The 20,857-nt window shown below is 69.9% G+C and carries 22 protein-coding genes and 1 pseudogene; 15 read left to right on the top strand and 8 right to left on the bottom strand.

Going from position 1 to position 20,857, the window contains the following annotated elements; genetic code table 11:
* Window positions 1–8: 8 nt before the first annotated feature.
* Together ACFXC1_RS21495 and glgX are read right to left on the bottom strand one after the other, a co-directional pair.
* Window positions 9–1,424, bottom strand: coding sequence for a sulfatase family protein (locus ACFXC1_RS21495; protein ID WP_381244848.1), 1,416 nt, complete (start codon window positions 1,422–1,424; stop codon window positions 9–11).
* A 519-nt stretch (window positions 1,425–1,943) separates the two neighbouring features.
* Complete coding sequence (gene glgX / locus ACFXC1_RS21490; RefSeq protein WP_381244846.1) at window positions 1,944–4,235, bottom strand: glycogen debranching protein GlgX; 2,292 nt, start codon at window positions 4,233–4,235, stop codon at window positions 1,944–1,946.
* A 152-nt stretch (window positions 4,236–4,387) separates the two neighbouring features.
* On the opposite strand from glgX, the gene ACFXC1_RS21485 reads away from it, so the two are divergent.
* The 7 genes from ACFXC1_RS21485 (at window position 4,388) to ACFXC1_RS21455 (ending at window position 11,519) form a co-directional block, all read left to right on the top strand.
* Window positions 4,388–5,620 carry a L,D-transpeptidase gene (locus ACFXC1_RS21485; protein WP_381244844.1) on the top strand — a complete coding sequence of 411 codons (1,233 nt, stop codon included), beginning with the start codon at window positions 4,388–4,390 and terminating at the stop codon, window positions 5,618–5,620.
* 200 nt (window positions 5,621–5,820) lie between these two features.
* Window positions 5,821–7,077, top strand: coding sequence for a L,D-transpeptidase (locus ACFXC1_RS21480; RefSeq protein WP_381244843.1), 1,257 nt, complete (start codon window positions 5,821–5,823; stop codon window positions 7,075–7,077).
* Between the two features lie 82 nt (window positions 7,078–7,159).
* On the top strand, window positions 7,160–7,927 hold the full coding sequence (locus ACFXC1_RS21475) for an enoyl-CoA hydratase/isomerase family protein (RefSeq protein WP_381244841.1): 768 nt from the start codon (window positions 7,160–7,162) through the stop codon (window positions 7,925–7,927).
* A 285-nt stretch (window positions 7,928–8,212) separates the two neighbouring features.
* Complete coding sequence (locus tag ACFXC1_RS21470; protein WP_381244839.1) at window positions 8,213–8,716, top strand: ATP-binding protein; 504 nt, start codon at window positions 8,213–8,215, stop codon at window positions 8,714–8,716.
* Between the two features lie 112 nt (window positions 8,717–8,828).
* The gene (locus ACFXC1_RS21465; protein ID WP_381244837.1) at window positions 8,829–9,635 is read left to right on the top strand and encodes a polysaccharide deacetylase family protein; all 807 of its coding nucleotides are present in this window, start codon (window positions 8,829–8,831) and stop codon (window positions 9,633–9,635) included.
* On the top strand, window positions 9,635–10,822 hold the full coding sequence (locus ACFXC1_RS21460; protein WP_381244835.1) for a YVTN family beta-propeller repeat protein: 1,188 nt from the start codon (window positions 9,635–9,637) through the stop codon (window positions 10,820–10,822). Before ACFXC1_RS21465 ends, ACFXC1_RS21460 begins: the two co-directional genes overlap by 1 nt.
* 88 nt (window positions 10,823–10,910) lie before the next feature.
* Window positions 10,911–11,519 carry an ADP-ribosyltransferase gene (locus tag ACFXC1_RS21455; protein WP_381244833.1) on the top strand — a complete coding sequence of 203 codons (609 nt, stop codon included), beginning with the start codon at window positions 10,911–10,913 and terminating at the stop codon, window positions 11,517–11,519.
* A 6-nt stretch (window positions 11,520–11,525) separates the two neighbouring features.
* Here ACFXC1_RS21455 and ACFXC1_RS21450 read toward each other — a convergent pair whose 3' ends face one another.
* The gene (locus tag ACFXC1_RS21450) at window positions 11,526–12,161 is read right to left on the bottom strand and encodes a GNAT family N-acetyltransferase (RefSeq protein WP_381244831.1); all 636 of its coding nucleotides are present in this window, start codon (window positions 12,159–12,161) and stop codon (window positions 11,526–11,528) included.
* Between the two features lie 57 nt (window positions 12,162–12,218).
* Here ACFXC1_RS21450 and ACFXC1_RS21445 point away from each other — a divergent pair, with 57 nt between their 5' ends.
* The 5 genes from ACFXC1_RS21445 to ACFXC1_RS21425 all read left to right on the top strand — a co-directional run bounded on the left by ACFXC1_RS21445 (window position 12,219) and on the right by ACFXC1_RS21425 (window position 15,301).
* Entirely contained in the window at window positions 12,219–13,136 is a 918-nt protein-coding gene (locus ACFXC1_RS21445; RefSeq protein ID WP_381244829.1) for a MerR family transcriptional regulator, read from the top strand.
* A gap of 48 nt (window positions 13,137–13,184) precedes the next feature.
* On the top strand, window positions 13,185–13,397 hold the full coding sequence (locus tag ACFXC1_RS21440; protein WP_381244827.1) for an EF-hand domain-containing protein: 213 nt from the start codon (window positions 13,185–13,187) through the stop codon (window positions 13,395–13,397).
* 83 nt (window positions 13,398–13,480) lie between these two features.
* Window positions 13,481–14,050: a GNAT family N-acetyltransferase gene (locus ACFXC1_RS21435; RefSeq protein ID WP_381244825.1), complete on the top strand. Its 570-nt coding sequence runs from the start codon at window positions 13,481–13,483 to the stop codon at window positions 14,048–14,050.
* A 74-nt stretch (window positions 14,051–14,124) separates the two neighbouring features.
* Complete coding sequence (locus ACFXC1_RS21430; RefSeq protein WP_381244823.1) at window positions 14,125–14,784, top strand: NADPH-dependent F420 reductase; 660 nt, start codon at window positions 14,125–14,127, stop codon at window positions 14,782–14,784.
* A 67-nt stretch (window positions 14,785–14,851) separates the two neighbouring features.
* On the top strand, window positions 14,852–15,301 hold the full coding sequence (locus ACFXC1_RS21425; protein ID WP_381244821.1) for a hypothetical protein: 450 nt from the start codon (window positions 14,852–14,854) through the stop codon (window positions 15,299–15,301).
* 3 nt (window positions 15,302–15,304) lie between these two features.
* Here the strand turns inward: ACFXC1_RS21425 and ACFXC1_RS21420 are convergent, their stop codons facing one another.
* Together ACFXC1_RS21420 and ACFXC1_RS21415 are read right to left on the bottom strand one after the other, a co-directional pair.
* A complete protein-coding gene (locus tag ACFXC1_RS21420; protein ID WP_381244820.1) occupies window positions 15,305–15,862 on the bottom strand; it encodes a GH25 family lysozyme in 558 nt (185 codons plus the stop codon).
* Window positions 15,863–15,899: 37 nt separating this feature from the next.
* Window positions 15,900–16,940: a phosphatidylinositol-specific phospholipase C domain-containing protein gene (locus ACFXC1_RS21415; RefSeq protein ID WP_381244819.1), complete on the bottom strand. Its 1,041-nt coding sequence runs from the start codon at window positions 16,938–16,940 to the stop codon at window positions 15,900–15,902.
* On the opposite strand from ACFXC1_RS21415, the gene ACFXC1_RS21410 reads away from it, so the two are divergent.
* Window positions 16,939–17,547: an LLM class flavin-dependent oxidoreductase gene (locus ACFXC1_RS21410; protein ID WP_381244817.1), complete on the top strand. Its 609-nt coding sequence runs from the start codon at window positions 16,939–16,941 to the stop codon at window positions 17,545–17,547. The genes ACFXC1_RS21415 and ACFXC1_RS21410 overlap by 2 nt on opposite strands.
* On the opposite strand, the pseudogene ACFXC1_RS21405 reads toward ACFXC1_RS21410, so the two are convergent.
* Window positions 17,546–18,408: pseudogene (locus tag ACFXC1_RS21405) on the bottom strand (aminoglycoside phosphotransferase family protein); the annotation flags it as partial. The gene ACFXC1_RS21410 and the pseudogene ACFXC1_RS21405 sit on opposite strands and share 2 nt — an antisense overlap.
* A 138-nt stretch (window positions 18,409–18,546) precedes the next feature.
* Here ACFXC1_RS21405 and ACFXC1_RS21400 point away from each other — a divergent pair.
* Window positions 18,547–18,903, top strand: coding sequence for a PRC-barrel domain-containing protein (locus ACFXC1_RS21400; RefSeq protein ID WP_381244816.1), 357 nt, complete (start codon window positions 18,547–18,549; stop codon window positions 18,901–18,903).
* 53 nt (window positions 18,904–18,956) lie between these two features.
* Window positions 18,957–19,244, top strand: a complete 288-nt coding sequence (locus tag ACFXC1_RS21395; protein WP_381244814.1) for a hypothetical protein — start codon at window positions 18,957–18,959, stop codon at window positions 19,242–19,244.
* On the opposite strand, the gene ACFXC1_RS21390 is transcribed toward ACFXC1_RS21395, so the two are convergent.
* Complete coding sequence (locus tag ACFXC1_RS21390; protein WP_381244813.1) at window positions 19,241–20,383, bottom strand: N(5)-(carboxyethyl)ornithine synthase; 1,143 nt, start codon at window positions 20,381–20,383, stop codon at window positions 19,241–19,243. The two genes, ACFXC1_RS21395 and ACFXC1_RS21390, sit on opposite strands and share 4 nt — an antisense overlap.
* 135 nt (window positions 20,384–20,518) lie before the next feature.
* Window positions 20,519–20,791 (bottom strand): hypothetical protein, encoded by a 273-nt coding sequence (locus ACFXC1_RS21385; RefSeq protein WP_381244968.1) that lies wholly within the window; start codon window positions 20,789–20,791, stop codon window positions 20,519–20,521.
* Between the last annotated feature and the right edge of the window lie 66 nt (window positions 20,792–20,857).

Here is a 20,857-nt window from a genome sequence, read left to right as displayed (position 1 = left end):
GGTCGGGTCTAGGTCGTCGGGTAGGGCAGCAGGCCGCCGGCTATCTCCTCCCAGGCCGCCTTCAGTTCGGCGAGCAACTCCGGTTCGTCGGGGGCGAGATCGGCCTGTTCGCGGAGGTCGGCGGCGAGGTCGAAGAGGTGGTCGTCGCCGTCCTCGTCCTGGTAGTACTTCCAACCGCCGCGCCGCAGCGCCCGGTTGGCCTCCACCCGCCAGAACAGGTCCCGCTCGGGCAGCTCCTCGCCCTTCAGCAGATAGCCGGCGAGGCTCGTGCCGTCCAGCGGATACGCCGGGTCGGGGCGGGCACCGGCCAGCTCCAGGAAGGTCGCGGTCCAGTCGGGGGAGAAGTTCGGCTCGTGGCTGACCTGGTTGCCGTCGAGCCGGTGCGGCCAGCGCACGATCGTCGGCACCCGGATGCCGCCCTCCTGGAGCACGAACTTCTCGCCGCTCAAAGGCCAGAGATACGACCAGCGTTCACCGCCGTTGTCGCTGGCGAAGTACACCAGCGTGTGCTCCTCCTGCCCGGACCGGCGCAGCGCGGCCAGCACCTCACCGACGGCCGCGTCCAGGCTCTGCACCATCTCCGTGTACTTCGCGACCGAGCCGCCGTCCCACTGGTTGAGGGCGTCGCTGATCTCCAGCTGGCTGGTGGCCGCCCGGATCTTCGCGGCGATCTCGGCGCCGGTCTCCGCGTCGCCCTCGGCGAGCCAGGGCCAGTGCGGGGTGGTGAAGTTGAGGTTCAGCAGCCACGGCTTGTCGTGCTCCCGGCCGACGTATTCGACCGCCCGCTCGGTCAGCACCTGGGTGTAGTAGCGCAGGTCCTGGTAGGTGGCGTCGCCCTCGTAGAGGTCGTAGTCGCCGAGCTGTCCGAGCTTGGAGAAGTACTCCAGCACACCGCCGTGGTTGCCGAAGAACTCGTCCCAGCCCGACTTCGTGGGGCTGTACTCGGGCAGCCAGCCGCAGTGCCACTTGCCGATCATGGCGGTGGAGTAGCCCGCCTTCTTGAGGAGGGAGGCGAGGGTCGGGTGGCTGGGGTCGAGGCCCTGCGACCGGTTGTTGATCGGCTCGGCCAGCCCGCCCGGCGTACGGCCCGGATAGCGTCCGGTGTAGAGGCTGAACCGGGTCGGGGAGCAGGTCGCCGAGCCGGAGTACGCGTCGGTGAACCGCACCCCCTGCCGGGCCAGCCGGTCCAGGTTCGGCGTCTTGATGTGCGGGGCGCCGTAGGAGGAGAGGTCGGCCCAGCCCAGGTCGTCGCCGAGGATGACGAGGAGGTTGGGACGTCTTCCCGAGGCGGCGGGGCGGGCCTTGAACGGGCGTTCCGCGGGGGCCTGTTCGGCGGCCTCGGCGGTGGCGGCCGTACCGGCGACGGCGGTGACGGCACCGCCACCGACGAGGCCGCCGAAGGCACGGCGGGTTAATTCGGGCATGCGGGTTCCTTTGGGGAGGCAGGGGCATCGGCGGGGCGTGCCCTCCATGCGATCAGCTGGCCCGCCCCGTGCCCAGGCATCTGCCCGGGAGTTCACGGAGCCGAAACGTCACCCCGCCCGTCCCTTCGGCCACGCCGGCTGCCGCCCCGTCCGCCCCTTCGGCCGCCCGGCTGCCACCTCAACTGTCCCTTCGGTCGCGTCGGTTGTTGCCTCGGCTGTCCTGTCGGTCCGCGCCGGTTGTCGTCTCGGCTGTGCTGTGGGCCTGTGCCGGTTGCCGTCTCGGCTGTGCTGTGGGCCTGCGCCGGTTGCCGTCTCAGCCGTCCTCTCGGCCCGCTCCGGGCCGTCGGCAGACCGTCCCGTCGGCCGCGCTCAGCCGTCGTCCTCAGCCACCCTCTGGTTGCCGAGCGGTCTGCGCCGGTTGTCGTTTCGGCTGTCCGGTTGGCCCGCTCCCGGCGGTCGTGTCAGCCGTCCTCTCGACCCCCTCCCGGCCGCCCCCTCCCCCGGTCGCCGAGCCGCCCCTCAGCCCACCTTCAGCAACAGCACCGCCCGGGCCGGCACCGTGATCGCCGACCCCGCGCGGTGCACCACCCCCGGCGCCTCCCCCTGCTCCTCCCGCGAGGTGTCGACGACCACCTCGTACCGCTCCGCCCACGGAGGCCCGGGCAGTACGAAGCTCACCGGACGGTCGCCCGCGTGCAGTACGGCGAGGAAGCTGTCGTCGAGGATCGGGTCGCCGCGTTCGTCGCGGCCGGGGATGTCCCGGCCGGAGAGATACATGCCGAGGGTGGCGGCGGGCGCGTACCAGTCCCGTTCCGTCATCTCCGTGCCGCGCGCGGTGAACCAGGCCAAGTCCCTTATGCCGTCCGCCGATCGGGCCCGCCCGGAGAAGAACGCCCGGCGGCGCAGCACCGGGTGGCGGTGGCGCAGGTCGATCAGCCGGGCGGTGAGGTCGGTCAGTGCCCGCCAGCCGGGGTCCTCCCGCAGTTCCCAGTCCACCCAGCTGATCTCGTTGTCCTGGCAGTAGGCGTTGTTGTTGCCCCGCTGCGTCCGGCCCAGTTCGTCACCCGCGACCAGCATCGGCACGCCCGTGGAGAGGAGGAGCGTGGTGAGGAGGTTCCTCAACTGCCGTCGCCGCAGCGCCTGTACGCGCTCGTCGTCGGTCTCGCCCTCCACCCCGCAGTTCCAGGAGCGGTTGTCGTCCGTGCCGTCCCGGTTGCCCTCGCCGTTGGCCTCGTTGTGCTTGCGCTCGTACGACACCAGGTCCCGGAGCGTGTAACCGTCGTGCGCCGTAACGAAGTTGACCGAGGCGTAGGGGCGCCGGCCACCCCACGCGTACAGGTCGCTCGACCCCGACAGCCGGTACCCGAGGTCCCGTACGTCCGGCAGCGCGCCGCGCCAGAAGTCCCGGACGGCGTTGCGATAGCGGTCGTTCCACTCCGTCCACAGGGGTGGGAAGGCGCCGACCTGGTAGCCGCCGGAGCCCACGTCCCAGGGCTCGGCGATCAGCTTCACCCGTCGTAGCACCGGGTCTTGGGCGATGACCGCGAGGAACGGGGACAGCATGTCGACGTCGTGCATCGAGCGGGCCAGCGCCGCCGCGAGGTCGAAGCGGAAGCCGTCGACGCCCATCTCGGTGACCCAGTAGCGCAGGGAGTCGGTGATGAGCCGGAGCACGTGCGGCTGGACGACGTGCAGGGTGTTGCCGCAGCCCGTGTAGTCCGTGTAGCGGCGGGCGTCGCTCTGGAGGCGGTAGTAGCCGCGGTTGTCGATGCCCTTCAACGACAGCATCGGGCCCAACTCGCCCGCTTCCGCGGTGTGGTTGTAGACCACGTCGAGGATGACCTCGATCCCGGCCTCGTGCAGCGCGCGCACCATCCGCTTGAACTCGCCGACCTGCTGACCCGCCGTACCGGTCGCCGCGTAGGCCGCGTGCGGGGCGAAGTAGCCGATGGAGTTGTAACCCCAGTAGTTCTTCAGGCCCCTGCGCAGCAGATGGTCCTCGTGCGCGAACTGGTGGACGGGCAGCAGCTCCACGGCCGTGACACCCAGTTTCACCAGGTGCTCGATCGCGGCCGGGTGCGCCAACCCGGCGTAGGTGCCCCGGAGTTCCTCGGGTATCCCGGGGTGCAGCTTGGTGAAGCCGCCCACGTGGAGTTCGTAGATCACCGAGTCCGCCCACGGGGTCTTCGGACGGCGGTCGTCCATCCACTCGTCGTCCGTGGTGTCGTCGTGGACGACGACGCCCTTCGGGACGTACGGCGCCGAGTCCCGGTCGTCGCGCACGGTGTCCGCGACCTGCTGTTGCGGCCAGTCCCGGACATGCGCGTACACCTCGGGCGGCAGCCCGAACTCGCCGTCCACCGCCCGCGCGTAGGGGTCGAGGAGCAGCTTCGCCGGGTTCCAGCGGGCGCCGGTCCACGGGTCCCAGCGGCCGTGCACCCGGAAGCCGTAGCGCTGCCCGGGCAGGACGCCCGGCAGGAAGCCGTGCCAGATCTCGTGCGTCAGCTCGGTCAGCGGGGCGCGGGTCTCCACCCCCCGCTCGTCGAAGAGGCACAGCTCGACCGCCTCCGCACCCCCCGCCCACAGCGCGAAGTTGGTGCCCGCCACCCCGTCCGGGCCGACCCGGAACCGGGCCCCCAGCGGCATCGGCGTCCCCGGCCACACGGGCATGGCCGGTGCTGGGTGCGGGGCGCCGTTCAGCGCGGGTGCGGCACGCGGTGCCGGTACGGCCTCCACGGCACTCTCCACCGGCACGCCGTCGCCGTCGACGCGCCCCTCCTGCACGGCCTCCTGCTCGGCTGCGCTCGACACCGTCCGGCCTCCTGCGGCTCATGGAACGACGAGGTGAAGGGCGCCCGACGTCCCGGTCGCGAGCCCCTGTCCTGTCATCCTCCCCACTGTTCTGCCCAGAGCTTGGGTCGCACTCACGTTTCCCTGAGGCAGGGCCGCTCGTTGGGCACCCCGTGAGGCATGCACAAGGGCGCGCGCGGCGCGCAGGGGTCGCACTGGCCGCCGTACTGACATGGGCAGGACTGCTGGCCGGAGCCACCGGCTGTACTTCCGACGGCTCGGGCGGAGGCGGTATCGACGAGCTCTTCGGCAAGGCACCGGCGCCCGAGGATGTGATCCGGATCTCGCCCGACGACACCGCCAAGGGCGTCAAACCCGACCAGCGGCTGCTGGTCAAGGTGCCCAGCGGGCGCCTGGAGTCCGTGCAGGTCGTCAAGGAGCAGGACGCCCAGGACACCCCCGTCCCGGGCCGTATCTCCGACGACGGACTGCGCTGGGAACCCGAGGACCCGAAACTCGCCCTGGCCGCGCGGTACACCGTCGACGCGGTCGCCCTCGACGGCGACGGCCGCCGCTCCGCCCGGCACACCACGTTCACGACCTACGTCCCCGACGAACGGTTCATCGGCTACGTCACCCCGGAGAACCGCGCCACCGTCGGCACCGGAATGATCGTCTCCCTCGGCTTCAACCGGGAGATCGAGAACCGGGCCGCCGTCGAGCGCGCGATCCACGTCACCGCGAAGCCGGCCGTGGAGGTCCGCCCGCACTGGTTCGGCAAGGCCCGCCTCGACTTCCGCCCCGAGTCCTACTGGAAACCCGGCACCCAGGTCACCGTCTCCCTCCGCCTGCGGGACGTCGAGGGCGCACCCGGCGTCTACGGCCTCCAGTACAAGACGTTCTCGTTCACCGTCGGCCGCAGCCAGGTCTCCCTGGTCGACGCGGCCAAGCACACCATGGAGGTACGGCGCGACGGCGACCTGCTGGCCACCGTGCCGATCACCGCCGGCGCCCCTGGAAGGACGACGTACAACGGGAAAATGGTGGTCATGGAGATGCTGGAGGTGACCCGCATGAACAGCCGCACGGTCGGCTTCGGCGGGGAGTACGACATCCCCGACGTCCCGCACGCCATGAAGCTCACCGACTCCGGCACCTTCCTGCACGGCAACTACTGGGCACCGGCCGCCCCCGGACACGTCAACGTCAGCCACGGGTGCGTGGGGTTGAGGGACGTCAAGGGCGGCGGCTCGGACACCCCGGCCGGATGGTTCTTCGACCGCAGCATCGTCGGGGACGTGGTCGAGGTCGTGCACAGCAACGACAAACAGGTCGCTCCGGACAATGGCCTCGGCGGGTGGAACATGGGTTGGAAGGAGTGGAAGGCGGGCACTGCCCTCAAGTGACCGGTGTCCTCAGATGACCGGTGCCTTCAAGTGATCGCAGCGGGGCGGGGAGCCTGTGTCGGGCGGCAGTTGAAGTTGCGACCGAACGGTGACATTCGCCTGACACGAAGCTCAAATCCAGGCGGTTAATATGCGCGGACGCGCACGTCAGATGCGCAAAGGGGTGCGGGCCGGACCAGGCCCGGCGAGGGGAGAAAGTCTTGAACGTGCGACCGATATCGGGGGCGTCGGTTGACGCGCGCGGCCGGAGAAACAAGGGCTTGCTGGCGCTGATCCTCGGCGTGCTGCTGCTCGCCGTCACCGCGTGCGGAGGCGGTGGCGGTGGCTCCAGCTCGGGGTCGGGCTCCGGCTCGGGCGACAGCAAGGGCAAGGCCTCCGACACGGCCCAGACCAAGCAGTCGCAGGCGGTCGTCACCATCGCCCCCAAGGACGGCTCGAAGTCCGTCAACACCAGCGGCGCCCTCAAGATCACCGCCGCGAAGGGCAAGTTGACCGAGGTCACCGTGAAGGACGCCGGTGGCGCGAAGGTGGACGGCACGATCACCGGCGGCGGCGCGACCTGGACGCCCGCGACCCACCTCGCCGCCTCCACCAAGTACACCGTGCACGCGATCGCCAAGGACTCCGCGGGCCGGGTCGCCGCCGAGGACTCCAGCTTCACCACGCTGACCCCGGCGAACACCTTCGTCGGCTACTTCACCCCCGAGGACGGCTCCACGGTCGGCGTCGGCATGCCGTTCTCCATCCGCTTCACCCGGGGCATCACGCACCCCGAGGACGTGAAGAAGGCCATCAGCATCACCACCTCGCCGGCCGTCGACGTCGAGGGCCACTGGTTCGGCAACGACCGCCTCGACTTCCGCCCAGAGAACTACTGGAAGTCCGGCACCGAGGTCACCGTCAAGCTCAACCTCGACGGCGTCGAAGGCCGTTCGGGCGTCTACGGCAAGCAGACCAAGACGGTCAGGTTCACCATCGGCCGCAACCAGGTCTCCATCGTCGACGCCAAGAAGCACACGATGAAGGTCACCCAGGACGGCAAGACCATCAAGACCATCCCGGTCACCACCGGCAAGCCCGGCTACGACACCTGGAACGGCCAGATGGTCATGAGCGAGAAGCTCACCGTGACCCGGATGAACGGTGAAACGGTCGGCTACGGCGGCGAGTACGACATCAAGGACGTCCCGCACGCCACCCGCCTGACCGACTCCGGCACCTTCGTCCACGGCAACTACTGGGGCGGCGACGCCTTCGGCAACTACAACGCCAGCCACGGCTGCATAGGCCTGAGGGACGTCAAGGGCGGTTACAGCAAGACCGTTCCGGCCGCGTGGTTCTTCAACCACTCGATCCTCGGTGACGTCGTGGTCGTCAAGAACTCCAACGACGCCACCGTGGCACCCGACAACGGGCTCAACGGCTGGAACATGTCGTGGGCCAAGTGGACGGCGTGACACCTTCCTAGTCACCTACGGGCCCGGTGCTGTGACCGACAGCACCGGGCCCGTTGTCGTTAGCGCGCGTTAACCTTCCGGCATGACCGTGAATCTCGAAGTCGCCGAGGGCGTCGGCACCATCCGCCTCGACCGCCCGCCGATGAACGCGCTGGACACCGCCACCCAGGACCGTCTCAAGGAGCTCGCCGAGGAGGCGACACGGCGTGACGATGTGCGGGCCGTGGTCGTCTACGGCGGGGAGAAGGTGTTCGCGGCGGGCGCGGACATCAAGGAGATGCAGCGTATGGACCACGCGGCGATGGTCGTGCGGTCGCGCGCGCTGCAGGATTCCTTCACCGCGGTGGCCCGTATCCCCAAGCCGGTGGTCGCGGCCGTCACCGGCTACGCGCTGGGCGGGGGCTGCGAGTTGGCGCTGTGCGCGGACTTCCGGATCGCGGCGGACAACGCCAAGCTGGGGCAGCCGGAGATCCTGCTCGGCCTGATTCCGGGTGCTGGCGGCACCCAGCGGCTGGCCCGGCTGATCGGCCCGTCGAAGGCGAAGGACCTGATCTTCACCGGCCGTATGGTCAAGGCCGACGAGGCACTCCAACTCGGCCTGGTGGACCGGCTGGTGCCGGCCGCCGAGGTGTACACCGAGGCGCACGCGTGGGCGGCGAAGCTCGCGCAGGGACCGGCGATCGCGCTCCGTGCGGCGAAGGAAGCGATCGACACCGGTCTGGAGACGGACATCGAGACCGGGCTCGCGGTCGAACGGACCTGGTTCGCGGGGCTGTTCGCGACCGAGGACCGTGAGATCGGGATGCGCAGTTTCGTCGAAGAGGGCCCCGGCAAGGCCAAGTTCCGCTGAACCGGACGGTCAAATACCGCTCAGCCACTTGCAATTGACGCGACGTCTCATACAGGTACCTCGACGGGATGGTTTATGGGAACCTTAAGGTAACCTTAAGCCTGCCTTGTCGAGGGAGCCTGTCGATTGCCGCCAACAGAGCCTTCACCGCAGGTCGGAGGGGTTGTGGCCGACGCCGAAATGCCCTTGGCATATGTCAACCGGATGTCGCGGAACGGGTGCTTCCGGGGGGCGTATTCCTCCGGAACCGCCCCGGAGGCCGTCCGTGGCGGCCATGATGGACGCATGGCGGGGCTGGAAGGTATCGGACAGCCGCGGGGACAAGGCCGTGCGACCGCGGCGCGCTGGTCGCCTGCGGTCGAGGACGAGCGGGCACTCAAAGCGATCGAGTTGTTCGGCGATCCGACGGAGGCGGAGGTTCCGCTCCCCTCCCGCCCCGAGTCCGCCGCCGCGGCCCGCCGGCTCACCCAGATCGTCGTTCTGCGGCACTGGGGGCTCAGCCCGAAAATGACCGAGGACGCCGTCCTGCTGGTTTCGGAACTGGTCGGAAACGCCGTACGGCACACGGGCGCCCGGGTGTTCGGACTGCGGATGAGGCGCCGCCGCGGCTGGATCCGCGTCGAGGTCCGCGACCCCTCCAGAGGCCTGCCCTGTCTGATGCCGGTTCAGGAGATGGACCTGAGCGGCCGCGGCCTCTTCCTCGTCGACAAACTCTCCGACCGCTGGGGCGTCGATCTGCTGCCGAGGGGCAAGACGACCTGGTTCGAGATGCGGGTCGCCGACCGTTGAGAACGGTCGTGGGCCCCATGCGAAAACTGTCGTAGGACCCCTGTTCGAGACGCGACCCGTGAGGGTCCCTCGATCGGGTTAATGCCCCGCTTTCTTACTCGACGCCCCTTAAATGGACCGGGTGACCACGACCGACCGCCGTACGGCGTTGCGTGCGGGTGCCGGGCTCGTCGCCGGGGGCGCACTCGCCGCCGGATGTGCCACGACCGGCCCCGCCGCAGCCCCCGCCGCGCCCGCCCGCACCTCCGTCGCGCCCGCCCGCACCCCCGCCGCCAAGGCGACCCCGCTCACCGCCCCTGCCCCGCGCGCCTTCCCCCGGCAGCCCGCGCAGATCACCCACGGACCCCGCGACCGCCCCCGGATCGCGCTCACCTTCCACGGCCAGGGCGACCCCAGGATCGCCACCGCGCTCCTCGCCGAGGCGGAGAAACACGGCGCCCGCGTCACCGTTCTCGCCGTCGGCACCTGGCTCGACACCCACCCCGAGATGGCCCGCCGCATCCTCGACGGCGGCCACGACCTCGGCAACCACACCCAGCGGCACATCGCCGTCAACACCCTGTCCGAGGCCGACGCGCTGGCCGAGATCACCGGCTGTGCCGACCGCCTCAAGCGGCTCACCGGCTCGATCGGCACCTGGTTCAGGCCCTCGCGCGCCCCGGCCGCGTCCCCCCTCGTCCAGCGCCTGGCCCACCGCGTGGGCTACCCGCACGTGCTGTCCTACGACGTCGACTCCCTCGACTTCACCGAGCCCGGCGCCCCTGCCATCACCCGCAAGGTGCTCGCCGAGGTCCGCGACGGATCGGTCGTGAGCATGCACTTCGGGTACGCCGGCACGGTCGCCGCGCTCCCCGCCGTACTGCAAGAACTCGACCGCCGCGGACTGCGCGCGGTGACGACCACGGAGCTGCTGAGCTGATGCGACCCACCCCCCTCACCCGCGCCCTGGTCACCGGCGCCGCCCTCGCCGCACTGGCCGCCCTCGCCGGCTGCGGCTCGCAGGACCACGCCGACGAGGCCCTCGGCACCAAGGCCGCCCTCCAGCCGCAGAAGAAGCAACAGCCCCAGATGTCAAAGGGGTTGCCGGGCATGCCGCCGGTACTCGACCCCGCCGACGTGTACGCGGCCGACCGGCCGGGCCAACTCTCCCCGGTGGTAAGGGACTTCCCGTCCCGGGTCTACGTCCCCAACACCGGCTCCAACACGGTCTCGGTGATCGACCCGAGGACGTACAAGGTCATCGAGACCATCCCGGTCGGAGTCCAGCCCCAACACGTCGTCCCCTCCTGGGACTTGAAGACCCTGTGGGTCAACAACGACCGCGGCAACACCCTCACGCCGATCGACCCGCGAACGGGCAGGGCGGGCAATCCGGTTGACGTGCACGACCCGTACAACCTGTACTTCACGCCCAACGGCAAGTACGCGATCGTCATGGCCTCCCTCGACCGGCAGCTGGTGTTCCGGGACGCGCACACCATGAAGACGGTGAAGGCGGTTCCGGTCAGCTGCTACGGCGTCAACCACGCCGACTTCTCCACGGACGGGCGCTACTTCATCGTCTCCTGCGAGTTCAGCGGCGAACTGCTCAAGGTCGACACCGAGCAGATGAAGGTGATCGGCCAGCAGAAACTGCCGTTCCACGGGTCGATGCCGCAGGACGTCAAGATCTCGCCCGACGGCAAGCGGTTCTACATCGCCGACATGATGGCCAACGGCATGTGGGTGCTGAACGGCGACACCTTCGCCAAGCCGGACTTCCTGCCCACCGGCAAGGGCTGCCACGGCCTGTACATCAGCCGGGACTCGCGCGAGATGTACATCTCCAACCGGGGCGAAGGCTCCATCTCCATCTTCGACTTCACGAAGAACAGGCTGACCAAGAAGTGGCATCTGCCCAACGGCGGCAGCCCCGACATGGGCGGCGTCTCGGCCGACGGCAAGGTGCTGTGGCTGTCCGGCCGCTACAACTCCGAGGTGTACGCCATCGACACCCGCACCGGCACGCAGCTCGCCCGCATCAAGGTCGGCGGCGGCCCGCACGGCCTCGCCGTCTACCCGCAGCCCGGCCGCTACTCGCTCGGCCACACCGGCATCTTCCGCTGAAATCGCCTTGACCGCCGGTCAGTTGGACACGCCCCCGTACGGGTGATGATCCACAGTCCGCCGCCGTGGAACCGGGATCGTGCCCCGCATGATCACCCTGCATCTGCGGCGGCGGACCGCTGCCGCCGTCCTGTCGCTCGCGGCGGTCTTCGCCACGACCGCCGCCACCGCCCCCGTTCACACCGCCCGCACACCGGTCAGGGCCGCCGCGCCCGCCTGTCCCGTGGTCGCCGACCCGGCGATGGCCGCCGCCGACGACCGCGTGGACATCTCCCGCATCACCCCGGACCCGGTCTGGCGCACCAGCTGCGGCACCCTCTACCGCAGCGACAGCCGCGGCCCGGCGGTCGTCTTCGAGCAGGGCTTCCTGCCCAAGGACGTCGTCAACGGGCAGTACGACATCGAGAAGTACGTCCTCGTCAACCAGCCTTCGCCGTACGTCTCGACGACCTACGACCACGACCTGTACAAGACCTGGTACAAGTCGGGCTACAACTACTACGTCGACGCCCCCGGCGGCGTCGACGTCAACAGGACCATCGGCGACACCCACAAGTGGGCCGACCAGGTCGAGGTCGCCTTCCCCGGCGGCATCAAGCGGCAGTACATCATCGGCGTCTGCCCGGTCGACAAGAAGACCAAGGTCGAGATCATGAGCGACTGCGAGAGCAACCCGTACTACCAGCCGTGGCACTGACGCTGCTCAGCGCGCGCTGAGCAGCAGCGCCTCCGCACCCACCGGACGGTAGCCCGCCGCCAGGAACGCCCGCATGCTGCGGGCGTTCCCCGGGGCCACCTGCGCCCACAGCGGCTCGTCGGCCAGCTGCCGCGCGGCGGCCACCAGCGAGCGCCCCAGCCCCCGGTGCCGTACGCCCTCCTCGATCTCGACCGAGACCTCCAGCCGCCCCGCGATCCCGCGACCCATCACCACCAGCCCGCCCTCCGTAGTCCACGCGCGTACGTCGTCGCGCCGGCCGCGGGCGTACACGATCCTCGGGTGGTCGCCGTCCGTGATCTCCTTGAGCGGGAGCGGCGGTTCGCCCGGCAGCGGGGCGCCCACGAGCATCGCGTCGACGGTCTCCGCCGTACGGCCCGTCCGGTCGAGCAGGGCCGCCAGGAACCGCGGGTTCATCGGCGCCGCGAGCGCGTCGCACGGAACGGCGGCCAGGGTGTCGTAGACCCACTCCGGGTCCTCGTCGACGAAGACCACCGCATGGGCCGTGAAGGCGAGCACCCCGGCGTCCCGCTCGGACGCCTGCGGCACGACGGTCGTACGGCCGTCCGGCGGCGGGAGGACACCCCGCGCCGCCGCGTCGAGAATGTCCCGGAGAGTCTCCATCACCGTGCTCCTCGCACTCCTTGAGTCTCCACCCACTGGAAGGCCCACACTCACGACATGATCGACGACGGCACCGCACTGCTCACCATCGGGGAGCTGGCCAGGGCCACCGGACTGACCGTGCGCACCATCCGCTACTGGTCGGACGAGGGCGTCCTCACCCCGGTGACCCGCTCCGCCGGCGGCTATCGGCTCTACGACGCCGAGAGCGCCGCCCGCCTCGAACTGGTCCGCACCCTGCGGGAGTTGGGCCTCGGCCTGGACGACGTACGCAAGGTGCTGGCGGGCGAGACGACGGTCGCTGAGGTGGCCGCCGCCCATGTGGTGGCGCTGGACGCGCAGATCCGTGCGCTGAGGGTGACCAGGGCGGTGCTGTCGACCGTGGCGCGACGCGGTTCGACCGCGGAGGAGATGACACTCATGAACAAACTGGCACGGCTGTCGGCAGCCGAACGCAGGCGGATCATGGAGGAGTTCGTGGACGAGCTGTTCCACGGCCTCGACACCGTGGATCCGTCCATCGAGGAGCGGATGCGCACCATCGCGGTGGACCTGCCGGACGACCCGACCCCCGAACAGGTAGACGCCTGGGTGGAGTTGGCGGAAATGGTGCAGGACCCGGAGTTCCGGGCGCAGATGCGCAGGGCGATGGAGTTCAACGCGTCGGACCAGGAGCGCGCCGCCGTCCGCGGCCGGTCCACCTGGTTCCCGATGCGGCTGGTGCAGCTGGGCGGGGAGGCGCGGCAGCGGGGTATCGCCCCCGAGTCGCCGGAGGCGGCGGAGATCGTACGGGAGGTGCTGGGGGACGGCGGCGACCCGGCCGTCGTGCTCGAACGGATGGAGTCCGCGGCCAACGACCGGCTCGCCCGGTACCGGGAGTTGCTGTCCACGGTGAAGGGCTCCGGGCCCGCGGGAGCGCACCGTGAGGAGTTCGCGTGGGTGGTCGCCGCACTGCGCGCGCGGGCGGCCGGTTAATCTGGCCTCCGTCAACAGGCGGTAAAGCGTTACGAAGGGGCGGATCCGGTGGCGGACATCGAGGAAGCACGCAAGCATTTCCAGCGGATCGACACGGACGGTGACGGCTTCATCACCGCGGTCGAGTTCAAGACCGCCCTGGCACAGGGAGGCGACTGGAACGTGACCGAGTCGGTCGCCGAGGCCATCATCAAGACACGGGACCTCAACGGGGACAAGGTCCTGTCGTTCGACGAGTTCTGGGCCCACCTGAACAAGTGACCCGGGAGTGACCCGAGTTGAAGGGGCGCCCGTCCTTCGGTGGACGGGCGCCCCTTCCGTTTCCCGCCTGTTAGCGTGCGGCGATGGAAGATCTGGGAAACGTGGCCTGGCCGCCCGAGCCGATCAGGACCGAGAGGCTGCTGCTCCGTGAGTCCGAGGCGCGGGACCGGGCAGTGTTCGTCGAACTGCTCGCCTCGCCCGAGGCGCACACCTATCTCGGCGGCGCCCGGCCGCGGGCCGAGCTGGAGCGGGAGGTGCCCGCGGTCCCCGCCCGGTGGCCGGGGGCCTTCGTCGTCGAGCTCGACGACGTGATGATCGGGCACATCCTGCTCAGGAGAACGACAGCGACGGCGCACAGCCGGCCGGCCGCCGAGGGGAGGGCCGACCTCGGCTATCTGTTCCTGCCGCGGGCGTGGGGATTCGGGTACGCGGCCGAGGCGTGCGCGGCGGCACTCGACTGGCTCGCCGGAGTGCTCCCCGGAGAGCCGGTGATGCTCACCACCCAGACCGCCAACGCCCGCTCGATGCGGCTCGCGGCGAAGCTGGGGTTCGTGGAGGTGGAGCGGTTCGAGGCCTGGGGCGCGGAGCAGTGGCTCGGCATGCGGGCCCCGGTTGTCCCGTCGGGTCACCCGGACGGCGGCGGTCCGGAATAGCGGTCGGCCGGCCGGGGTTCTCGCCCCCAGAACGCATGCGCGTGCATCGATTCCGGAACGGCGAAGGGTCTGTCATGAAGATCGGCATCATCGGCGCGGGACACATCGGCGGCAACCTCACCCGGCGGCTCACCGCGCTCGGACACGACGTCTCGGTCGCCAACTCGCGCGGCCCGCAGACGCTCACCGCGCTGGCCGAGGAGACGGGGGCGACACCCGTACCGGCCGAGGAGGCGGCGCGCGGGGCCGAGGTCGTCGTGGTCACCGTCCCGTTGAAGGCCGTACCGAACCTGCCGAAGGGTCTGTTCGACGACGCGGCCGAGAACGTCGCCGTCATCGACACCGGCAACTACTACCCCGGCCGCGACGGCAGGATCGCCGCCATCCTCGACGACGGCCTCACCGAGAGCCGCTGGACGGCGGAGCGGATCGGTCACACCGTCATCAAGGCCTTCAACGGCACCTACGCCCAGGACATCCTGGACCGACACCGCCCCGCCGGCGCCCCCGACCGCCTCGCGCTCCCGGTCGCCGGCGACGACGAGGCGGCGAAGCGCGTGGTCAGGGCCCTGATCGACGAACTCGGCTTCGACACGGTCGACGCGGGCAGCCTCGACGACTCCTGGCGCCAGCAGCCGGGGACGCCGGTGTACGGGCTGCGCGAGGGCGTGGACGCGATCACGAAGGGGCTGGCGGAGGCTTCGCCGGAGCGGGCGGGCGACTTCAGGGCGTGACAGCTCCGCTCCCCCTGTCCTCTACGGTTGTTGTCGGACCGCGGCTCGGAGGCTGAGGGAGGCCCTGGTGGAGGTCGGTGCCCTGCCCCGTGTCGACGAGTACGCGACGGTGGTCGCGGCGGGCGTCGACGAGGTCTGGCGTGCCCTGACCGAGACGCTGGACCGTGCCTGCTCCCGCCCGGGGTGGGCCCGTTACGCGCGGCTGGTGGGGTGCGCCGACCGTGCCGCCTCGGGGCCGCGGCCACTCGCCGAGGGCTCGGTCGTCCCCGGCTTCCGGGTGGTCGGCGCGGCCCCGGGCGGAGAGCTGGTTCTGCGTGGCTCGCACCGGTTCTCGGCCTACGCGTTCGTCTTCCGGCTCGACGAACTCGCGCCGGGGCGAACCCGGTTGCGGGCCGAGACCCGGGCGGTGTTCCCGGGTCCGGCAGGCCGCGTCTACCGCCTTCTCGTCATCGGCAGCGGCGGCCACGCGGCCGGTGTGCGTCGGCTGCTGGCCGGGATCCGCCGCCGGGCCGAGTGAGCCTCAGGCGCTCTTGGCCCACGACTGGAGGGCCGCCTTGCTCGCGAAGTCGGCCACGTCCTTGTCGTGCGGGTCGGACGTGTACTGGTGGAACTTCCAGTCGGCCTCGATGCGGGGCTTGCCCGCCGTCGTGTAGTCGGCGATCCACAGACCGTCGCCCGCGTAGGAGGTCTTGTCGATGTTCAGCCAGAAGTTGCGGTTCGTGTAGAGGACCACCCGGTTGTCCGGCCGCAACGCCTTCACCTTGCGGATGAAGCCGTCCTTCTCCGCGTTGGAGGCGTGGGTGCCGTCGCCGGTCGTCTCCCAGTCGACGGCGAGGAGGTCGCCTGCCTTTTCGGGGGCCTTGCTCACGAAGTACTCCGCCTGGGCCGTGATGTCGCCGGGCCACAGGAAGTGGTAGAAGCCGACGACCAGTCCCGCGTCACGGCCCGTCTTCGTCTGGGCGGTGAGTCTCGGGTTGACGTACGAGCGGCCCTCCGTCGCCTTGATGAAGACGAAGGAGGAGCCGGTCGTGCTGTACGCCGTGGACTGGTACGCGCTCACGTCGATGCCATGCAACATAGGGGGACTTGTGCCCGGTCCCCGGGCATCCGGAACCTCAGCTTCTGGTGGCCACCGACGACAGGACCGATGCCGATTTCGACGACCAGTCGGAGGTGATCACACTTGCGTGATCGGCGGCCAACAGTGCCAATTTGGCGGCTACTTCCGCGTCCGTGGGGGCGGTCGAGGAGATCGCCGGGGCCACCGCGTACGCGTCCGTCATGATCAGGATGTAGTGGTTCGTGGAGTAGAACGACGTGTCGTAGCCGTTGTTGACGTACGTCGCCGCATCCCCGTCGAAGAAGACGAACCAGGGGCGGATCGAGGTGTCCGAGGTCCAACGGGTCGATCGCGGATCGCCGTTCGCCGCGCCGAGTACGGCCGGGAAGGCCTGCGCCTGGGAGATCGTGCCGGCCGCGTACAGGTCGCGCAGATGGTCGCCGTACTCCTGGTCGGTCCAGTAGTGGTCGAAGGGGTTGGCCTGCTCGACCGTGCCCGGGATCAGTTCGAAGATGAACTTGCCCTTGAGGTCGTCACGGGTGGGCCACGCGTTCGCCTTGGCCGCCGCGTCGAGCGTGGAGTACGAGGAGCCGAGCAGGTCGGACGGCTTGTAGACGCTGCTGCCGAGCTTCTGCGAGACCAGGGTGTCGAACGCGGTCGGGCCGAGACCGATGGTCTGGTTGAAGCCCACCTTCATCTCGACCTTGACGATGATGGGCGCGTGGTCCGGGTGCAGGGTGTTCCAGGCGGCCATGTTGTCCAGGCAGCTGCCGAGATCCTGGTTGCGGTCCTTGCTGTACAGGTCGGCGGGGGTGCTCGCGTACTCGCAGTTGTTGTCGTTGGCGAACAGGTCGCTGTGGCTGACCCGCCACCGCTTGCTCAAGCTGTCGACATAGACGTCCAGTTCGAGCAGCGAGGCCCCGGAGTCCAACGCCTGCGCCCAGTACGTGTACTTGTCCTTCTCGTACGCGTTGTGCGTGCCGATCGTCGTCGTCTCCGAGAACTTCGGCGCCGCCGCGTGGGCGTTGCCGACCGCCCCCGTCAGCAGCAGGGCCGTCCCGGCGAGCAGTGCCGCCAGCCGTCTTGTCGCCTTCATGAGTCTCAAGTCCCATTCGCCGTGGCCTAGTTGGAGCCTTGGTGGCGGCAGCAGCGTAGGGCGAAGCGGTTACTCCCGGGTAGCCCCTGGAGGAACATCGGCTTCCGCAACGTCCGGCTCCGCTGTGGCAGTGATCCGGTCGGCCAGGTCGGAGACGGCGGTTCTCGACGACATCGGCCAGGGGCGCGTCGATCTGATCGTCGTTGGCAGTTGTGTGCGCGAGGAGTTCGCGTTGTTCGGCGTGCCTTTGAACGAGCGGGCCAAGCGGGTCACCGAGGTGGTGACCACCCTCAAGTCGGCGTTCACCGGGGAGCCGTTCAGCTACCGGGGGCGCACGGTACGCGTCACACCGGCGCCGTACCGGCCGGGCGGCCCGTATCGCCGACGGGTTCGTGCCCTCGGGTCCGGCAGGCCCAGGACGACGTGGCCGCGCCCTTCCGTACGGCGGACTGCCTGGCGGAGTTGCGCCGCGCCGAGGCCCTTCACCCAGTTCCATCCGCCGTGCGGGGCATGCCGATGGAGTTGGCGTGGTCGAGTCTGCGGCTGTTCGAGCGGGAGGTGCTGCCGGCCTTCGGCCAAAAGGCCTGGGACGCGGCGTGTTCGGTGAGGACCTCGGTGAGCTGGCGAGTGGTCTGGCGGGCGACGCGGGGTTCGGTGGCCGCGTAACTCGTGTAGGCGTTCAGGCCGGTGGCCAGGGCCCAGCCCATGCCTCGGGTCCAGGTCGCGTCGTCCAGGCCGAGGGCGGAGCGGAAGACCGGGCGGGTGGTGGCCGACAGCAGCGTGTAGGCGATGACCAGGTCGCAGGCCGGATCGCCCATGCCCACGCCGCCGAAGTCGATGACGGCGGAGAGGCGGCCGTCGACGGTGAGCAGGTTGCCGGTGTGGAAGTCGCCGTGGCACCACACCGGTTCGCGGTCCCACGCGGGGGCGCGCAGCGCGTTGTCCCAGACCTCGGTCATCGCGGCGGCCTCGAAGAGTCCGGCCACCGCCTCCGTCGCCGCCCGGGTCGCCTCGTCGCGGTCGGCCGGCGGGGCGCGGACCAGCTCGGGGTGGACACCTGGGATCAGCGTCCCGGCGGGCGGGATCTCGTGCAGTGTCCCCAGGAATTCGGCCAGTTGACGGGCTGTCAGGTCCGGGTCGGCGAGGTCTTCGACGCTGGCCGTGGTTCCGTCCAGCCGGCGGGTGACGGACCAGTGCCACGGGTAGCCGCGGTCCGGGGTGCCGAGCCCCAGCGGTTCCGGGACGGGCAGCGGCAGACGCGGGGCCAGGTGCCGTAGCCAGGTGTGCTGCTTGGCGGCCTCGCCGGCCGCCCAGCCGCTGTGCGGGGCAGCCGTACGGACATCGTCTCGCCGAGGCGGTGGATGACGTGGTCCGCGCCGCCCTGGTCCACCAGGGTCAGTGGCAGTTCGGCCCACTGCGGGAACTGTGCGGCGAGCAGCCGGCCGACGAGTGCGGAATCGATGGTCATCTTTCCCCCGAGTGCCGAGTGCCGAGTGCCGGTTGATCGCCTCACGTTACCGATCGACTCGGCGGGGCAACCGGGAGCCATGACGGGACCCATCGCGGGTACCCGGAGCACGGGGAACCGTACAGAAGGAGTGGGAACATGCTGCACGCAGCGGATGTCCGGGAGTGGCGCGAGCGCGATGTCGTGGACGCCGAGGCCCACAAGATCGGTGTGCTGGAGGCCGTCTACGTGAACACCGCCACCGACGAGCCGGCCATGGCCACGGTCCGCACCGGACTGCCCACGCGGCACCGGCTCACCTTCGTCCCCCTGGACGAGGCGATCCTGGGGCCGGACTACGTCAAGGTCGGCTACTCCAAGGCCCTGGTGAAAGAGGCTCCTTCGATGGGCACCGACGACGTGCTGCCCGCCGACCAGGAGGAAGCGATCTTCAAGCACTACGGCCTGCCCTACAGCCCCGGCGCAGGCGGCGAGCGCCAACTGGCGCGCCGCTGACGCCACCTGGCGCCGGGAGGTTTCAACCCGGCTTTCCGGGCCACCCGTTGAGCATGTCCACACGCTACGGCGGAAGCCCCGCGGGGACGGTCATCTCCGTCATCGCGGACATCGCGGCACTGATCCTGATCCTATGGATCGGCCTCTACCTGTTCGACGCCAACACCGCGAACAGCACGGTCGACTGGGTCCACCACGCGGCCAACTGGCTGTCCGGCTGGTCGCACAACCTGTTCACCATCCACTCGGCCGACTGGCGGACCGTGGTCAACTACGGCCTGCCCGCGCTGATCTACCTCTTCATCGGCCACGCGGTGGCCGCCGGCGTCAACCGCGACTAGACGCCCGCGTGCGGGTACGCGGCCGAACGGTGCTGGAAGGAGAGGATCTTCGGGTTCTGGACGACTCCGTCCCGGATCTCGATGGCCTTGTGCACCGTGACGTCCTCGTCCCACGCCGTGGGCCCGCTCATGACCTTGCGCAGATAAGGCAGGATCGCCTCGCTGATCTCCCAAGTGGCGGAGTTCCAGAGGTGGGAGGGGCTGTGGTCCACCGCGTAGTAGTGGCAGCCGTTCCCGACCGTGGCCATCGGGTCGCCGAAGCCGCTCGGGCGGGCCCACGCGAAGCCCATGCCTTCGTCGCAGGCCACGTCGATGAAGAAGGTGCCCGGCCGGAACAGGGCGAGTTCCTCGTCGTTGACGAACATCAGCGGCGCGTCGGTGTCCTGGAGGACGCAGTTGACGACGATGTCGAACCCGGCGAGGTACTGCCCGAGCGGCACCGGCCCGAGCCCGGTGACGGCCTCCAGACGCGTGGGATCGTCCGCCCGCTCCTGGAAGTGGCCCATCACGACCGACGGCATCGGTGAGGCCACGGCCGCCGCGGCCCGCTGGGTGAGGACCGTGACGTCGGAGACGCCCATCGCACCCAGACCGGTGACCGCGCCGCGCGCCGTGGCGCCGAAGCTGATCACGCAGGCCCGCAGCCGGCGGCCGTAGCTGCCGGTCAGTCCGCCGAGCTGGAGGGCGTGCAGCACCGAGCAGTAGCCGGCGAGCTCGTTGTTCTTGTGGAACACATGGACGCTGAAGGCACCCGTGGACGTCCAGTGGTTCATGGCTTCCCAGGCGATCAGGGTCAGCCGTCGGTCGATGCCGATCTGCGTCATCTTCTCGTCCTGCACACAGTGCGGCCAGCCCCACAGCACCTGGCCCTCGCGCAGTTCGGCGAGGTCGTCGTGCATGGGCTTGGGCAGCAGCATGACGTCGCACTCGGCGACCAGCCGCTCACGGGATCGCAGTCCCGCCACGAGTGGTCGCAGCGCGTCGTCGGCGACGCCGAACCGTTCGCCGTAGCCCTCTTCGAGGTAGATCCGCTCCCGGAGATCCGGGGCGATCCGTTCGAGGTGGCTGGGGTGCAGGGGCAGCCGGAACTCGTTCTCCTTGCGGGAGGAGGCGAGTACTCCGAGACTCATCAGACTCATGTGGGGCGGCTCGATTCCGGCCGGACACGTAGACGTTCCGGCCTTGCCGTTCCCCGAGGGCGACGCCGAAACGGCTGACGGCGTGCGAGGTGCGCTCGGTAGTGCAACCGTACTCCGTCACAGGCGGGGCCGGGTTTACGCGCCGCCGGGCCTGCGGATCAGGTCCCGGTAATGGGCCGCCTGCTCCTCGTCCGTCTTCGCCTCGGCCAGCTCGGACTTCCAGTCCTTCTCCAGGGTCTTCACCGGGTTGCTGTTCTTCTCGCTGCTCGTCAGGCCGTGCTTGCAGCGGTCGGGAGTCTGTCCCCCGGGCCCCGCGGTCTCGATGCCGACCTGGAACGCCCCGTCCCGCTTGTGAGTGGGCGGCTTGTACCCCATGAACATGTGCCCGTACGACTCGTTCGGGAGGATGGTGTCGCCGTGTGGGTGCGGTGGGCGCGCAGTGGCGGGGCGGACTTTCCCGTGTGGTGGGCGTGG

It is taken from the genome of Streptomyces hokutonensis, from assembly GCF_042751305.1.
In the GTDB taxonomy this organism is placed as follows: Bacteria; Actinomycetota; Actinomycetes; order Streptomycetales; family Streptomycetaceae; genus Streptomyces; species Streptomyces hokutonensis_A.
The sequence above is the reverse complement of the archived record's forward strand: the minus strand, read 5'-3'. Positions and strand labels throughout refer to the sequence as shown.

Bases quoted from the DNA above. Each gene is read 5' to 3' on its own strand.
- ACFXC1_RS21495 (WP_381244848.1), bottom strand. From the start codon at position 1,424: ATGCCCGAATTAACCCGCCGTGCCTTCGGCGGCCTCGTCGGTGGCGGT.
- ACFXC1_RS21475 (WP_381244841.1), top strand. From the start codon at position 7,160: ATGACCGTGAATCTCGAAGTCGCCGAGGGCGTCGGCACCATCCGCCTC.
- ACFXC1_RS21470 (WP_381244839.1), top strand. From the start codon at position 8,213: ATGGCGGGGCTGGAAGGTATCGGACAGCCGCGGGGACAAGGCCGTGCG.
- ACFXC1_RS21465 (WP_381244837.1), top strand. From the start codon at position 8,829: ATGGACCGGGTGACCACGACCGACCGCCGTACGGCGTTGCGTGCGGGT.
- ACFXC1_RS21460 (WP_381244835.1), top strand. From the start codon at position 9,635: ATGCGACCCACCCCCCTCACCCGCGCCCTGGTCACCGGCGCCGCCCTC.
- ACFXC1_RS21455 (WP_381244833.1), top strand. From the start codon at position 10,911: ATGATCACCCTGCATCTGCGGCGGCGGACCGCTGCCGCCGTCCTGTCG.
- ACFXC1_RS21450 (WP_381244831.1), bottom strand. From the start codon at position 12,161: ATGGAGACTCTCCGGGACATTCTCGACGCGGCGGCGCGGGGTGTCCTC.
- ACFXC1_RS21445 (WP_381244829.1), top strand. From the start codon at position 12,219: ATGATCGACGACGGCACCGCACTGCTCACCATCGGGGAGCTGGCCAGG.
- ACFXC1_RS21435 (WP_381244825.1), top strand. From the start codon at position 13,481: ATGGAAGATCTGGGAAACGTGGCCTGGCCGCCCGAGCCGATCAGGACC.
- ACFXC1_RS21430 (WP_381244823.1), top strand. From the start codon at position 14,125: ATGAAGATCGGCATCATCGGCGCGGGACACATCGGCGGCAACCTCACC.
- ACFXC1_RS21420 (WP_381244820.1), bottom strand. From the start codon at position 15,862: ATGTTGCATGGCATCGACGTGAGCGCGTACCAGTCCACGGCGTACAGC.
- ACFXC1_RS21410 (WP_381244817.1), top strand. From the start codon at position 16,939: ATGAGTCTCAAGTCCCATTCGCCGTGGCCTAGTTGGAGCCTTGGTGGC.
- ACFXC1_RS21415 (WP_381244819.1), bottom strand. From the start codon at position 16,940: ATGAAGGCGACAAGACGGCTGGCGGCACTGCTCGCCGGGACGGCCCTG.
- ACFXC1_RS21400 (WP_381244816.1), top strand. From the start codon at position 18,547: ATGCTGCACGCAGCGGATGTCCGGGAGTGGCGCGAGCGCGATGTCGTG.
- ACFXC1_RS21395 (WP_381244814.1), top strand. From the start codon at position 18,957: ATGTCCACACGCTACGGCGGAAGCCCCGCGGGGACGGTCATCTCCGTC.
- ACFXC1_RS21390 (WP_381244813.1), bottom strand. From the start codon at position 20,383: ATGAGTCTGATGAGTCTCGGAGTACTCGCCTCCTCCCGCAAGGAGAAC.